Annotated in this window: 13 protein-coding genes; 3 read left to right on the top strand and 10 right to left on the bottom strand. The window is 67.7% G+C overall.

Annotation, left to right across the window (positions count from 1 at the left end; all coding sequences use genetic code 11):
• Positions 1-15: 15 nt before the first annotated feature.
• From U9J23_RS11455 to U9J23_RS11415, 9 genes are all read right to left on the bottom strand, one after another.
• On the bottom strand, positions 16-1,749 hold the full coding sequence (locus tag U9J23_RS11455) for an ABC transporter permease (RefSeq protein WP_272266656.1): 1,734 nt from the start codon (positions 1,747-1,749) through the stop codon (positions 16-18).
• 7 nt (positions 1,750-1,756) lie between these two features.
• Complete coding sequence (locus U9J23_RS11450) at positions 1,757-2,923, bottom strand: ABC transporter ATP-binding protein (RefSeq protein WP_059381452.1); 1,167 nt, start codon at positions 2,921-2,923, stop codon at positions 1,757-1,759.
• Between the two features lie 28 nt (positions 2,924-2,951).
• Positions 2,952-4,139 (bottom strand): acyl-CoA dehydrogenase family protein, encoded by a 1,188-nt coding sequence (locus tag U9J23_RS11445; protein WP_145706763.1) that lies wholly within the window; start codon positions 4,137-4,139, stop codon positions 2,952-2,954.
• Positions 4,140-4,197: 58 nt separating this feature from the next.
• Positions 4,198-4,482, bottom strand: coding sequence for a hypothetical protein (locus U9J23_RS11440; protein WP_059381450.1), 285 nt, complete (start codon positions 4,480-4,482; stop codon positions 4,198-4,200).
• 87 nt (positions 4,483-4,569) lie between these two features.
• Positions 4,570-5,631 carry an ABC transporter substrate-binding protein gene (locus tag U9J23_RS11435; protein ID WP_059381449.1) on the bottom strand — a complete coding sequence of 354 codons (1,062 nt, stop codon included), beginning with the start codon at positions 5,629-5,631 and terminating at the stop codon, positions 4,570-4,572.
• An 82-nt stretch (positions 5,632-5,713) separates the two neighbouring features.
• A complete protein-coding gene (locus U9J23_RS11430; protein ID WP_145706766.1) occupies positions 5,714-6,967 on the bottom strand; it encodes an acyl-CoA dehydrogenase family protein in 1,254 nt (417 codons plus the stop codon).
• Positions 6,968-7,211: 244 nt separating this feature from the next.
• A complete protein-coding gene (locus tag U9J23_RS11425; RefSeq protein ID WP_059381447.1) occupies positions 7,212-8,381 on the bottom strand; it encodes an amidohydrolase family protein in 1,170 nt (389 codons plus the stop codon).
• A gap of 113 nt (positions 8,382-8,494) precedes the next feature.
• Positions 8,495-9,712, bottom strand: coding sequence for a CaiB/BaiF CoA transferase family protein (locus tag U9J23_RS11420; RefSeq protein WP_059381446.1), 1,218 nt, complete (start codon positions 9,710-9,712; stop codon positions 8,495-8,497).
• 204 nt (positions 9,713-9,916) lie between these two features.
• Entirely contained in the window at positions 9,917-10,723 is an 807-nt protein-coding gene (locus tag U9J23_RS11415) for an SDR family NAD(P)-dependent oxidoreductase (RefSeq protein WP_442802281.1), read from the bottom strand.
• A gap of 141 nt (positions 10,724-10,864) precedes the next feature.
• Here U9J23_RS11415 and U9J23_RS11410 point away from each other — a divergent pair, with 141 nt between their 5' ends.
• The 3 genes from U9J23_RS11410 (at position 10,865) to U9J23_RS11400 (ending at position 13,858) form a co-directional block, all read left to right on the top strand.
• Positions 10,865-11,653 (top strand): FadR/GntR family transcriptional regulator, encoded by a 789-nt coding sequence (locus U9J23_RS11410; protein WP_059381444.1) that lies wholly within the window; start codon positions 10,865-10,867, stop codon positions 11,651-11,653.
• 130 nt (positions 11,654-11,783) lie between these two features.
• Positions 11,784-13,040 carry an MFS transporter gene (locus U9J23_RS11405; RefSeq protein WP_145706770.1) on the top strand — a complete coding sequence of 419 codons (1,257 nt, stop codon included), beginning with the start codon at positions 11,784-11,786 and terminating at the stop codon, positions 13,038-13,040.
• A 98-nt stretch (positions 13,041-13,138) separates the two neighbouring features.
• Entirely contained in the window at positions 13,139-13,858 is a 720-nt protein-coding gene (locus tag U9J23_RS11400; protein ID WP_059381443.1) for an SDR family NAD(P)-dependent oxidoreductase, read from the top strand.
• Positions 13,859-13,919: 61 nt separating this feature from the next.
• On the opposite strand, the gene U9J23_RS11395 is transcribed toward U9J23_RS11400, so the two are convergent.
• On the bottom strand, positions 13,920-14,813 hold the full coding sequence (locus U9J23_RS11395; RefSeq protein WP_059381442.1) for a TIGR03619 family F420-dependent LLM class oxidoreductase: 894 nt from the start codon (positions 14,811-14,813) through the stop codon (positions 13,920-13,922).
• Positions 14,814-14,843 lie beyond the last annotated feature (30 nt).

The raw sequence follows: 14,843 nt of genomic DNA, 5'->3' as shown, positions 1-14,843 counted from the left end.
TCTCGATCCGTGTGGTCACATCTTGCTGAGCGCGTCGGTTCCGCCCACCAGCATCGCCGCGGCGACACCGACCGCGGTGACCCCGGTCATGACCAGGGCGACGGCGGCGACGAGCGGGTAACCGCCGTTGGACCAGTACTCGAACAGGATGGTGCCCATCACCTGCGTCTGCGAGGCCCGCACCAGCAGCGACGCAGTGAACTCGTGGGTGAGCAGGACGAACAACAGGGCCGCGGTCCCGCCGAGGCTGCCGCGCATGAGCGGCAACAGGATCTTCACGTTGGTGGCCACGAAACCGGCACCGCTCACCCGGGACGCCTCGAGGTAGGTCTCGCCGAGGGCGAGCATCGAGGACAGCTGCATGCGGGTCGCGAACGGCAGCATCAGCGTCACGTACACCAGGATCACCACCCACGACGTGCCGTAGAGGACGATCGGCCCCTGCGTGTAGGTCAGCAGGAAGGCGGCACCGAAGATGACCGCCGGCACTCCCAACGGCATGGACACGAGCACGTCGGTGACCACTCGCAGCACCGGGTACTTCGTGCCACGCACGATGAGGTTCGCGGCGACGAAGCCGAGCGGCAGGACGATCGCCATCGCGATCAGGGAGAACATCACGCTGTTGCCCACCGCAGCGGGCACCGCCGTGCCGGAGAAGATCGTCCGGAAGTTCTCGAAGGTCAGCGCGGAGAAGTTGACGGTGCCACTCCAGTAACGCGACAGGGCCACGAACACCAGTGCCAGCAGCGGCAGTACCGTCGACAGCAGCGAGAAGAGCAGGATGATCGCCACACCGGTCTTCGACGGGCGCCCCTGGGAACGGAACGCCTTGCCGCCGTGGGTGACGAAGCGACGCTGATTGCCCAGCATCGCCTTCTGCGCGAAGACCACCACGATCCCCACGATCAGCAGCGGCGAGCCGAGGGCCGCGGCGGTGGCGAACTGCGCCGGCGAGTCGCTGATCTGGAAGTACATCTCCGTGGTCAGCACGCTGACCCCGGTGTTGGTGCCCAGCAACAGCGGGCCGGTGAACTGCCCGAGCCCGAGCAGGAGCGCGACGCCCGCGCCGTAGATGAGCGTGGGACGCAACAAGGGCAGGGTGATCTTGAAGAACACCTTCCATTCCGGCATCCCGGAGACCTGGGCGGCCTCGATCATCTCCGAGTTGATGCTCTCGAAACCCGAGCGGACGAACATGTACACGAACGAACTCAGCGAGAACCCGGTGATGATCACGATCCACTGGATCGAGTAGATGTCGATCGGGCCCTCTTCGAGATGCGACCACCACGGCAGGTTCCGCAGCATCGCGTTGAGGTAGCCGGGACGGGGTGAGAGCAGGAACGCCCAGCCGACGATCGCGGCGACGGCCGGAATCACGATCGGCAGGATCGGCAGGATCTGCAACACGGCCAGGCGTCGGGGAAGCCGGTTCGCCGCCCACGCCAGTGCCGTACCGAGAACCATCGCGATCACCAACGACCCGAACGCCAGACCGACCGTGTTCCAGAGTATTTGACCGATACGGGGCAGACCGAAGGCACGGTCGTAGCCGGCGGCTCCGTCCTCGAAGGCCGTCGCCTGCAATCGCACCACCGGAAGCACGACCAGGTAGCAGAGCAGCGCCACGAAGGCGACGACGCCGAGGCGGCGCGCGACGACCCGCACCGCGTCGTTCCCGGGCCCGCGGGGGACGCTCGGAGGGGCTTCACCGACCTCGGCGGTCGGCAACGTCATGACAGCCATGTCCGCCTCACCCCACCAGAGCGCCGGTCAGCGCCTGTCGGGGCATTGCCAGTGCCGTGCCGTCGGTGTCGAAGGTGCGCGCGTCGAGCGGATCGAACGCGAAGATCATCGTCGCGCCGCGATTCACCGTGCGCGGCATGCGCGCCGTGTCGAATGTCTGGATGCGGGCATGCAGCTGGCGGCGCACCGATCCGTCGCCCACCACCGAGCACATGACGTCGAAGTGCAGGCCACCGTACTCGACATCGTCGATGTGCACGGCCATCCCGGCTTCACCGGGCAGCAGGTCCGCGACGTCGGTCACCAGCCGGACCTTCTCCGGTCGCAGGCGCAGGACGAACGAACCCACCGAAGCCTCCGCCCGCGGCTGCATGCCGTGGATCTCGGTGCCCAGCGCGTACCAGCGTCCGTCGACGTACTCGCAGGGCACCCGGTTCGACATACCGGTGAAGCCTGCGACGTACTCGTCGACCGGCTCCTCGAAGACCTCGCGCGGCGGCCCGATCTGGACGATCCGGCCGGCGCGCATGATGGCCATGCGGGTGCCCAGCGCGAGGGCTTCGCTCTGGTCGTGCGTCACGAACACCGCCGTGAACGGCTTGCGCTGGTGCAGGTCGTGCAGTTCCGCCCGGACCTGATCACGCAGGCGCGCATCGAGGTTGCTGAGCGGCTCGTCGAACAGGACGAGATCGGGGTGGGAGACCAGGCCGCGTGCCAGAGCGACGCGCTGCTGCTGCCCACCGGACAGTTCCGCCGGGAGCCGGTCGAGCAGACGTTCGCAGTCCACCAGTGCCGCGGTCTCCTCGACCCGGCCGTCGGCGAGCGCGTCGGTGAGCTTGCGGGACTTGAGCGGGTAGGCGATGTTCTTGCGGACGGTCATGTGCGGCCACAGCGCGTAGGACTGGAAGACCATGCCGATGAAGCGCTTGTCGGGCGGCAGGTTCACACGGCGGGCACCGTCGAAGACCACCTCGTCGCCGAGGGTGATGGAGCCGCTCGCAGGCTGTTCGAGGCCGGCCAGGCATCGAAGCGTCGTCGTCTTACCGCACCCGGACGGGCCCAGCAGTACCAGGAATTCGCCGTCCTCGATCTCGAGGTCGAGATGATCCACGGCCACCGTCGGGGGCTTGCCGTCGAAGTTCTTCAGCAGCTGGCGTATCGAGACATGGGACATCGTGTACTCACTTTCCGACCGTCGGAGATCAGTGCTCGGTGGCGAACAGGGCGGGTGCCGGTTCGCGGACGGGTTCAGGGGACGGGGTGCCGCCGTCCCGGTCTGCGCGGCCGGTCGCGAGCCGATACAGCCGCTGTGCGTGTTCGTCGGCGGTGCCCCACAGCACGCTCGAGCTCAGGGCCCGGCGGTAGTACAAATGGGCGGTGTGTTCCCAGGTGAAACCGATGCCTCCGTGCACCTGGACATTCGTCGCCGTGGCAAGGCCGGCTGCGTCTCCGCACGCGATCGCCGCGATGGCCGCTGCCTCGGCGAGCTCGTCGTCGGTGCCCTCCTCGACTGCCCACACCGCGTGTGCCACAGCGGAGTCGGCCAGTTCCACGGCCACGGCCACCTCGGCGAGCATGTGCTTCACGGCCTGGAACTCGCCGATGAGGCGGCCGAACTGCACACGTTCCTTCGCGTAGGCCACCGCGGCGTCGAGGCACGCCCGGGCGACGCCGAGACTGTCGCAGGCCAGCGCGACGAGAGCCCGATCGCGTACGCGGCCCGGTTCGGGCCGGTCGGTGAGCAGGGTGGCCGGGGCGTTCTCGGCGTGGACACGGGCCAGGTCTCGGGTGGCGTCGGTGGTCTCCATCGGTTCGACCGTCAGATGGACGCGGTCGACTGCGTAGAGACCCAGGGCTCCGTACCGATCGACGGCATGGATCAGAAGCGTATCCGCCACAGTTCCGTCGAGCACGAAATCGGCTCGGCCCGTGAGGGTCACGCCTGATCCTCCCTCGACCGCGCGGAAGGCGCTCTCGGTGGAGTGAGCGTCGCACTCGTCCCCGGGGACCACCGTGGCGACGATTCGTGCGCCCGAGGCGATCCCTTCGAGGAGGTCCCCGGCGAGGGGGTGCTCGGTGCAGCGGGTGAGAGCCGCGGCGGCGACGACACCGCCGAGGACGGGGACCCGGGTCAGTTCCGCACCGAGGGTTTCGAGAACGGCTGCCACGGTTGCGAAAGAGGTGCCGAGACCGCCGAGGTTCTCGGGGACGGCGAGAGCGCCGATTCCGATCTCGCGGCCGAGCACGGACCACAGTTCGCGGTCGAGGGCACCGTCGCGGTAGACCCGATCGGTCCGCCCGTCGGCCGGGTCGGCCCGGCCGACGGCGGCTCGGACGGTGTCGACGAGGAGCGCCGTATCCTCCGCGCCGGTCGCGCTCGAGAGAATCATGGTGTCGCCTTTCCTGGGGATGCCGGCCGTGGGAGCTGCTGCCGGCGTCTGGATCTGCTCAATCCGAGGACGGAAGGGGCCGGGCCTGCTTCTCGGCGAGAACCGCGTCGCCGATCGCGAGGGGTCCGGTGCCGGGACGTACGCACAGCACCTCGACTCCCCCACCCTCGTATCGCTTGCCGATGAGAAGACCCTGGCCTGCGGCCGCGTCGGAAGCCGGTGCGGCATCGGCGGACATCGGCTCTCCCCCGCACAACAGAGGTCCGGTCACCGCATCGTCGACTCGGACGACCACGACTTCGGCACCGCACACGGGGCTCTTGAGACGTTCTCCGACCTTCATGTTTCTTTCCTCTCGTGTCCGGGACCGATCCGGGTCTCCGGAGGGCTCGCCGGGTGCCGGACGCGGCACTGCCGGCGGCGGTGGGTTCTACTGGCTGGAGCCGAACAGCTGGGCGAACTCGGCGCGGAAGGCCTCGGTGTCGTCGGCGGTGACGATCCGGCTGTTGACCCAGATGTCGTCCGCGGATGTCGCCGCCGTGGAGATGTCGGGCAGCACGGAGCCGGCGCGGTCGGCGACGGCCTCCTGGCCGGCCTTGGTCACCAGGAAGTTTGCGAACAACTGTGCGGCGTTGGGGTGCGGTGCGGTCGCCGGGACCCCTGTGAGGAAGGGGGCACCGAAGACCGGCGAGGGCAGACCGGAGTCGACCGGAGCACCGGCTTCCTTCTCCGCGGTGAGCGGCATGGTGTAGAGGGCCGCGGCGATCTCACCGGAGGTCAGTGCCTGGGCCATCGCCTGGGCGCCCGGGTAGGTGCGGGGCTTCTGCCCGGCGAGCTTCTCGACGTAGTCGGGTGAGACCGTGTCTCCCAGGAAGTCGTAGAAGTCCACGATGGCCGAGGACACCGGAAGCATCACACCGATCTTCCCGTCCGCGAGGGAGGGATCGAGCAGGTCCTCGTATCCGTCGATGCCGTCCGGGACCCGGCCGGTGTTCCAGCCGTAGGTGAGCACCGCAGCCGACGAGAGGAAGATCCGGTCGTCGTCCCGCAGGAACTTCTCGCGGTCGAACTCGGAGGCGTCGAAGGCGGGGCCGGTGACCGGGACGAAGTAGTCCTCGGTCAGCCGTGTGTCCACCCAGGGCTGGGAAGCGGTGGCGATGACATCGGCCGTGTGGCGACCGGTTTCCGCCTCCGCCGCCAGCTTGGTCTGGAGGTTGGCGTCGTTGTCGCGGACGATCTCCACCCCGATGCCGTACACCGACTCGAATCGGGCCGCGACTTCCTGGAGGTTGTCCGTCGGTTGCCCGGTGAAATAGGTGACCGAGCCTTCCTGCTTCGCGGCCTCGACCAGCTCCTCCCAGGCGCTGTCGCCGGCCGGACCGAGATCCTCCGCGGACACCTCCGTGGTACCGGACCCGCACGCAGCAGCAGCGAACGTCACTGCGGCGATGCCGATTCCGGCAATCGAGCGACGAAGCGACGGAAATCTCATGGCAGACCTTTCCATTTTCTGAAGAGTCGAGCGACCGTGCGCCGGGAGGCACAAGGGCGATGCGGTGGGACGGCCGGGATGCTCAGCTTCCGGAGGCGACCCGACCGTGGACGCGATTACGCGCTTCGCGCCAGGTCAGGCCACGGTCCGCACGAGCCTCCGCGGGGAGCCCGAGAAGTCGTTCCGCGACGATGTTGCGCTGGATCTGATCCGACCCGCCGGCGATGCTGTAACCGGGGGCGCCGAGAACGTGCGCATTCCATTCGTAGGTACCGGGAATGCCGGTGTCCGCGATGAGGTTACGCCCCAGCACGGTTCGTGCCGCAGCGGAGACCGCGGCGAGCTTGTCGACCCATTGGATCTTGCGGACGGATCCGATCGCCGAGGGCGCCGCTCCGCCGTCGCGAGCCTGGCGGTCCCGCAGCAGGTCCACCGCGGCAAGTTGCTGGCGCAGGTACACCCGGGCCAGTTGCTCACGCACACGCGGGTCCTCGTCGCGCCCGAGGCGCCGGGCCGTGGCCACGAGCTGATCGAACTGCCCGCCGACATTGGCGGTGTTGGACCCGCCTTCGCGTTCGAAGGCAAGTGTGGTCAGGGCGACGGACCACCCCTTGCCCACCTCCCCGAGACGGAGGCTGTCGGGGATGCGGACCCGGTCGAGGAAGACCTCGTTGAAGCTGCTGCCCCCGGACATCTGCCGGATCGGGCGGATCTCGACACCGGGAGCGTCGAGAGGAATCAGGAAGGCGGTCATGCCCTGGTGCTTGGGCTGGTCGGGATCGGTGCGGGCGATGAGTTCGCCCCATTCGGCGAACTGCGCGCCCGACGTCCAGACCTTCTGCCCCGAGACGATCCAGTCGTCGCCGTCCCGCACCGCGCGTGTTCCGAGATTCGCGAGGTCGGAGCCGGCGTCGGGCTCGGAGAACAGTTGGCACGCAAGAAGTTCACCACGAAGCATCTTCGGCAGGAACTGCTGCTTCTGTTCGTCGGTACCGAGGAGCCTGATGGTGGGGGCGATGAGGTGCAGGGTGACCGAGACGAGCTCGTGCGGCGGGAGCGGGCACAGTTCGTTCTCGATGCGCGCGAAGGCTTCCGCAACCTCGGTTCCGGTCTCCGTGCCGCCGTATTCGATCGGCCATCCGAGCGCACCGTAGCCGGCGTCGAACTTCTCGCGCTGCCAGGTGCGGTGGCGGTCGAGGAGCGCCCGCTCCTCGTCTTCGGGGAGATCGTGGAAGACCGAGACGTCGTACTCGTCGTCGCGGACGGTGAACGCCAGTCGGGCCAGGGTGTCGGTCACCCAGGTGCGGGCGCGGGTCTCGAATTCCGAGAGGGACATGAATACTCCACTGGCTGAGATCGTCCCGTGTGGGGCGATCGGGCTGTTGGTCGGTCCGCGGCCGGTGGCAGAAGCTACCCGCTCGGCATCCATTAGGAACATACGCATATTAACGGAGATTTAAGTCACAGTCCAGTGATGCGAGAGATGCGTGTCACCCCGCCGAGGACCGGGAACCGGCTGCGAACCGCCGGTGCCGGCCCGCCCCTGGAGGGCACGGGCCGGCACCTGGGACTCGAGGACGTCAGTCCAGGTTGTAGAGCGCCGCAGCGTTGTCGTGCAGGATCTTTCGCGCGTCCGCCTCGGAGAGATGCGCGAAGTTGCGACGCAGGTAGTCGTCCGGCCGCACGGCATCGCTCGCCGGCCCCGGGGACATCGAGGTCGGGTGCGGGTAGTCCGTCTCGTAGAGCACGTTGTCGGCACCGAGCTGCTCGATCGCGCTGCGCGCCGAATCCTGCTCGAACCAGAAGCAGCCGTAGATCTGCCGCTTGAAGTACTCGCTGGGCAGAAGCTCGTAGTTCGGGTGCTCCTTGTGCACGCCGCTGTTCCGCCACTGCCAGTCCATGCCCTCGAGCGCGAACGGCATCCAGCCGATGCCCGACTCCACGGAGACGAACTTCAATTCGGGGAACCGGTCGCAGATGCCGCCGAAGATGAGCTGCGAGATCGTGCGGGCGTTGTCCATGAAGAACGAGATGCCCATCATGCCGTAGTTGGCCGCCACACCGTTGCTCTCGTGCCCGAAGCCGCTCAGATCGACCTCGCCGGAGGCGATGTGGAAGTTGATCGGCAGCTTCTTCTCCTGCGCGGACGCCCACAGCCGGTCCCAGTACGGGTCGGTCAGTACCGGCAATCCGAATGCGGCCGGGTTCTGCGTGAACACCAGGCCCTTGTGCCCGGCAGCCGCGACCCGCTCGACCTCGGCGATGGTCGCCTCCATGTCCCAGAAGGGCAGGATGCCCACCGGGACGTAGCGGCCGGGTGCGAACTGGGCCCACTCGGTGAGGTAGTCGTTGTAGGCACGGACACACTCGAGCTGCAGATCGTTGGATCCGTTGGACTGCAGCGTCTTCTGACTGAAGACCGCGACGTTCGGGTACAGGATCTGTGCGTGGATGCCGTAATCGTCCATCAGCGCCAGACGCTTGGCGGGATCCCACGAACGCGGATCGGTGTCGGCGAAGCGCGGCGGGCAGCTCGGCGGGTACTCGTGCCAGCCGGCCATCGCGGGCGCACCGACGGCGCTCATGCGGGTACCGGAGACGAACCACGCCTCGTCGCCACGCTGTTCGTCCCACCGCACGTGGGGAACGAGATCGCCCCACTTCTTCGACATCCGGGACGTCCACAGGTCCGGCGGTTCGACGACATGGGTGTCGGTATCGATGATCTTGATATCGCGAAGGTCGTACACGAGAACTCCTCCTTGTGGAGATCGGGAAGTGGAGATTCGGGTGCGCACGTGCGCTGGAAGGGCGGCGACGTCCGGTCGCAGCCGGGAAAGATTCTGTGATCGCCCGGAAGGGGTTACTTGATCGCGCCGGAGATCTTGAGTTCGACGATGCGGTCCCAATCCAGACCGTGCTCGAGCAGCACCTCGTCGGTGTGCTCGCCGTGGTGCGGGGCTCGCGTCAGTGTCGGGGCCTCCCCGCCGAAGGAGGTCGGTGCCGTCACCATGTCCAGGGTCCGCCCGTCCTCGTATTCGACGGTGCGGACGAAGCCGTTGGCCAGGGCCTGCGGATCGGACAGCACGTCGATCGGCTTGCGGAAGACGTCCCATTGCCCTTCCTGCTTGCCCAGGATGTCGGTCCACTCCGCAAGGGTGCGCTGCTCGAAGATCTCCGTCAGGATCGCCGTACACTCACGGGAATTGCGGGCGCGGTCCTCGAACGTCGCGAACCGCGGGTCGTCGATCAGGTGGGACAGGCCGATCGCCTCGCAGAGGCCGGGCCAGAACTTCTGACTCTGCAGCAGCGCGAGATGGATGTAGCGCCCGTCGCTGGTGCGGTAGATGTTCGAGACGGGATTGACCGGGTTGTAGCGGTCGGGGTACGGCAGTTCGTCGGCACCGATCATCTGGCAACCCGCGATGGTCGCCTGCATCGCCCAGGCGCCGACCGAGAACAGCGACGTGTCGACGACGATGCCCTCACCGGTGCGTTCGCGGTGGAGCAGACCCGCCGCGATGCCGCCGGCCAGGGCCATGCCGCTCTGGGAGTCGCCGAAGGCCGGACCGGGCATGTTGGCAGGCCAGTCCAGATCGTCCGGGGCGATGGATCCGGCCGCACCCGAGCGCGCCCAGTAGGTGATGCCGTCGAAACCGCCCTTGTCGCTGTCCGGGCCGGCCACACCTTGAGCGGTGCCGCGGGCGTACACGATCCGCGGATTGCGCGCGAAGATGTCGTCTACGTCGATACCCAGCTTGGCGCGCGCGTCGGGCAGGAAGTTCGTCATGAAGACGTCGGCGGATTCGACGAGCTTCATGAGCACCTCACGCCCCTCGGGGTGGGCGATGTCCAGTGCGACAGCGCGCTTTCCGCGGTTGTTGATCTCGAACAGGCTCGCGAGGCCGTCGACCTGGGCGGGGACACCCCAGGCTGCGGTGGATCGAGTGGGGTCGCCGAAATCCGAGTGCTCGATCTTGACGACGTCGGCTCCCCAGTCGGAGAGGATCGCGGCCGCCGAGGGGACGAACGCGTACAGCGCCACCTCTACGACCTTGATCCCGTTCATCACCGTGGTCATCGAGTGTTCTCCTTCGTCGTCTCACGGCCACGAGAGGCCGCGCACAGCATGGGAAGTGAGCGCCGAGCGACTCCGTGAGATGCGGGTCGGGGGATTCGGCGGAAGCTCGAACGCGAGCTGAAAACACCGTAACTATAGCAATGTTTTGTGCGTTGTACATCACAATTTTTCGGGAGGTCGCGAGGCGACGCCACGCAGGGCGGGTCAGTAGAGCGACTCACCCCCGTCCACCACGAGGTTCGTGCCGGTGACGAACGCCGAATCCGGACTCGCGAGATACAGTGCGGCAGCGGCCATGTCCGCCGGGGTGCCGGCCCGACCCATGGGGACCGTCGCGGCGCGCTCGTCGAACAGGTTGTTGCGGTCCTGGGCGAGCGGGGTCGCAGTGATGCCGGGAGACAGCGCATTGACGCGCACCCCCGTGGGCGCGAGCTCGTAGGCCGCGAGCCGGACCAGCTGGTTCAGGCCCGCCTTCGAGGTGCCGTAGGGAACGAGCGAGGGCCGGGCACCGAGTGCGCGGATCGAGGAGACGACGACGATGGACCGGTTCTCGTCCGTGCGCTCGACCATGGATCGCGCCGCCGCCTGCACACAGAGGAACGTCCCCGTCAGGTTCAGATCGATGCAGTCCTGCCATTGCCGCGGCGTCAGTTCGAGGAAGGGCACCACACTCCCGCTCCCGGCATTGGCGACGAGTACGTTGAGCGGCCCGTTCCGGTCCTCCGCGGTCTCGAACATCGCGGCGATGGAGTCCGCGTCGCTGATGTCCGCGACGACGCCGGAGACCCGGTCCGCAGCCTTGCACCGCATCTGCAGTCTCTCGACCGCCGCGTCGAGCACTTTGAGCCGACGTGCCGCGAGGGAGACCGTCGCTCCGGCATCGAGCAGGCGCTCGGCGATGCCGTAGCCGATGCCCTCGCTCCCTCCGGTCACGAGGACGTGTTGCCCGGCGAGAGAGCCCGCGCCGGTGTAGTTCGCAGAATCTCGGGGTATACGTGTGTTCTGGGTCATAGAGAGTGGTATAACATCAACTAACCGAAACATACATATATTTCCGGGTAGCCCTCAGCACCGGGCTTCCTCCCTATACTCGGCCGCACGCTCACCCCCGCTCGGACGAGTGCGGGCCCCTGCAGAGACGACGAGGACACCATGACCCGCAACTTCACGAGCTCGCAGTCGGACACCGCCGCGCGACGACGCGCGGTAGCCATGACTCGCACCGAGAAGGTTTCGCGCACAGTGGCACGCATGGTCGCCAAGGAGATCGCCGACCGGCAGCTCGCTCCCGGTTCGGCCCTCGAAGCCGAGTCCGAGATGGCTCGCCGCTTCGGCGTCGGCCGCGCCTCCGTCCGCGAAGGGCTGCGACTGCTCGAGGCCCAGGGCCTGGTGACGGTCCGGCAAGGCCTCGGCGGTGGCCCCATCGTCTCCGAACCCACGGGGAGCGAATTCGGCGACACACTGTCGATGTACCTGCAGGCCAAAGGCGTTCGATTCCGAGAGGTCGCCGAGGCCGCACTGGAGATGGAGGGGCTCGCAGCCGCGATGCTCGCCGACCGGGTCGCTGCCGGCGAGGACGTCGATCTCGATGCCCTGGCCGGGAAACAGATCGTGCCGGAGATGACCGACGACGAGGTCGTCGACACCGCGGTCGGGTTCCACCAGACACTGCGGGAGATGTCCGGCAACTACGTGCTCACCCTCACCGGATCGGCGCTCGCGCACATCTACACCTTCCGCATGCTCGAGGCGCACCCCGACGTCTGGGACGACGAGGAACGCGAGGGATTCGAAGGGCCGCACCAGGCGATCCACAATGCCATCGCCGCCGGTGAACCGGAACGCGCCCGCCGCCTGGCCCGCGAACACATGCGTGAGGTCATCGATCGCCTCTCCGCCCTCAACCCCCGGATGCTGGACGAACGCGTGGACTGGCGCTGAGCCCTCCCTCTCGGCGACGACCTGCATCCGGGCATCCGCCCGCGACCTGAACATCGATCAACCACGGCCCGGCGTGCCTGCGTGCCCGACGGATCGTCGACGCAGGTCGCCGTATCGAACCGGAGTCCGTGTGTCGCCGAAAGCTGCGTCCGATCCGAAACGTACACGCCCACGCATCGCGCTCCCCCGCGCGGCGTGGGCGATCTCGTTCGCCACCGTCGGTGTCTTCATGGGCATCGGTGTCGTGAGTCCGATCCTTCCGTCCCTGGCCGACGAACTGGGAGGATCCCCCGCTCAGGTCTCCCTGCTGTTCACCAGCTACATGGCGGTGATGGGTCTGGCGATGGTGGTCACCGGCTGGATCTCGAGCCGCACCGGGGTTCGCGCCACTCTCCTGATCGGCCTGGCACTGATCGCGGTGGCCGCGGTGGGGTCGAGTGCATCGTGGGCGCTGGGACCGATCATCGGTTTCCGCGCGGGCTGGGGACTCGGCAACGCGCTGTTCGTCGCGACGGCCCTGGCCGCAATCGTGGCCGCGATGCCGGGACGGCGGTCACGTGCGATCACCTACTACGAGGCCGCGGTAGGGGCCGGCATCGCCACCGGTCCGCTCGTCGGCGGTCTCCTCGGGCAGATCTCGTGGCGGGCCGCCTTTCTCGGATCCGCACTTCTGGTCACACTGTCCTTCGCCCTTCTGGCGGTCGTACTTCCCCGTACCCCGCGTGCCGCCGAACCGACTTCGCTCGTCGCGCCGTTCCGAGCCCTCACCCACCGGGGTCTGTTCTCGGTCGCGGCGGTGTCGCTGCTCTACCATCTCGGTCTCTTCACGGTGTTCTCCTACGCACCGTTCGTGCTCGGGTTCTCGCCCGCGCACACGGGTTTCGTGTTCTCCGGCTGGGGTGTCTGTCTGGTCTTCGCGTCGGTCGTGGCCGCACCCCGTCTGCGGGGTTCCGTCGGTGCCGTGCCGACCGTTGCAGCGGCACTGGCCCTGTTCGCGACGACGATCGCGCTCATCGCGGTCTACACCGAGAACAGAGCTGTCGTGACGGTCTGCATCGTCGTTTCCGGGCTGTTCGTCGGTGTGCTCAACGCACTGGTGACCGAGATCGGCATGCACGTCTCCCCCGTGGACGGCGCCACAGCTGCGGCGAGCTACAGTTTCGTCCGCTTCGGCGGGGGCGCCTGTGCGCCGTGGCTCGCCGGATGGCTCGGGGAGGCCACCGCTCCGTCCGTGCCCTTCGCCGCGGCGGCGGGCGCGACCGCACTCGGCCTGGGCGCCCTCGCCTTCGGCCGGAAGAGCCTGCCTCCGCGACCTCGACGTGCTGTGTCCGGGGAGGGCGACCCTGATCGAGCGACTGTCGGGAGTCCCTCTACGATCCGGGGGTGACGTGGGCCACTCCACGCGCTATGCTCTCTAATATCCCAAATATGACGATGTTTTGATCGTCGATTCCCTCTTCTGCCTACGGCACGAAAGGCCTCGTCATGAGCGAACTTTCCCTCGGATCCGGTTCCGTCGTCGTCACCGGCGGAACCGGTGGTCTCGGCACCGCAGTCACCGAACGCCTCCTCACATCCGGCGCACGGGTGGTCGTCCCCTGGTACGACGAGGCCGAAGCCGACCGGTTGACACCCCACCCCGATCTCGTCCTCGTCAAGGCCGACCTGTCCGACGAGAACGATGTCGAGCGGGTGCTCGGCCTCGCCACCGCCGACGAGTCCCGCCCCCTGACCGGCCTGGTCAACCTCGTCGGGGGCTTCCACTCCGGTAGCCGCGTCCACGAGACACCCGTGGAGGTGCTCGACGCCCAGCTCTCCCTCAACCTGCGGATCGCCTATCTCGTCACCCAGGCCGCACTGCCCGAACTCATCCGACGCGGTGGCGGATCGGTCGTGTGCATCGGGTCGGCCGCCGCGACCCGCCCGTTCCCGGGAGCCGCCGGCTACATCGCCTCCAAAGCCGCTGTCGCGGCGCTGGTCCAGAGCATGGCGGTCGAGTACGCACCCGACGCCATCCGCGTCAACGGTCTCGTGCCATCGATGATCGATACCCCTGCCAACCGCAGCGCGATGCCGAACGCCGACACCTCGTCGTGGGCCCGCCCGGCCGACATCGCCGACGTCATCACCTTCCTGTTGAGCGACGCGTCCCGCTCGGTGACCGGCGCGCTGATCCCCGTCACCGGAACCACATCCGATCACTGATCCCGGTCCCCGACGCAAGAGGACCCCGCGGTCGAATCCGCGGGGTCCTCTTGCATCCGGTTCACCGGAGATACGCGGGAGATCGCACACCGAGCCGGCCCGCGAGGGCCGCGAGATTCTCGCGTCGCTCCGCGACGGTGGCGCCCTTCCAACCCGCATCCGCCCACACGACCAGATCGTCCAGTCCACGATCCCGGTAGCATTCGAGATCGGCCGCCGTCGTCGCCTCGGTGACCTCGACCCGCACGTAACACGGGAACTCCGCATTCCCGCCCGCTTCCACGCGGTGCCGACGCAGCACGTCCACCAACTCGACGGCCTCCTCGAAGGTCGGCGTGCCCGAGGAGATCCAGGCATCGCCGAGACGCGCCGCACGCGCAAGCGCACGAGGTCCGTTGCCTCCGTAGACGACCGGCACGGCCACGGGTCGAGGATGCGATCGCACCTCGTCGAACCGGTAGTGGGCGCCCTCGTGCGAGAACGACTCACCGCCCCACGCCTTGCGCAGGATCTCCACGCATTCGTCGGTGCGCGAGAACCTCCCGGCGAAGGGCACGTCGAGCGCGGCGAACTCTTCTGCGAGCCACCCTGCGCCGACACCGAACAACAGCCGCCCACCGCTCAGTTCCTGGAGGGTGATCGTGGTACGCGCGGTGTGCAAGGGGTGACGCAGCGCCGTGACGTACACGGCCGTGCCGAGTTTCAACCGCTCGGTGACCGCCGCGATCGACGCGTGCAGCGCGAGCGGATCGGTGAGTTCGGTGGTGTCGTCGACGATCGGTCCCGAATGATGCTGGCGGGTTCCCGTCGACGGGTGATCGCTCGTGTACGCGGCCGGGTGCAACACGTGCTCCCCCAGCCACAGCGCGTCGAACCCGAGTTCGTCGGCCGCGCGGGCCAATTCGAGCGCCTCGAGCGGCGTGATTCCGTAGGTGCACAATCCGATGGTGGGCACGTCTTCTCCTCGTGGTCTGGTACGGAGACA

This window comes from Rhodococcus sp. PD04 (assembly GCF_035918275.1).
In the GTDB taxonomy this organism is placed as follows: Bacteria; Actinomycetota; Actinomycetes; order Mycobacteriales; family Mycobacteriaceae; genus Rhodococcus; species Rhodococcus rhodochrous.
Note: the sequence above shows the minus strand (reverse complement) of the source record. Positions and strands in the feature narration are given on the sequence as shown.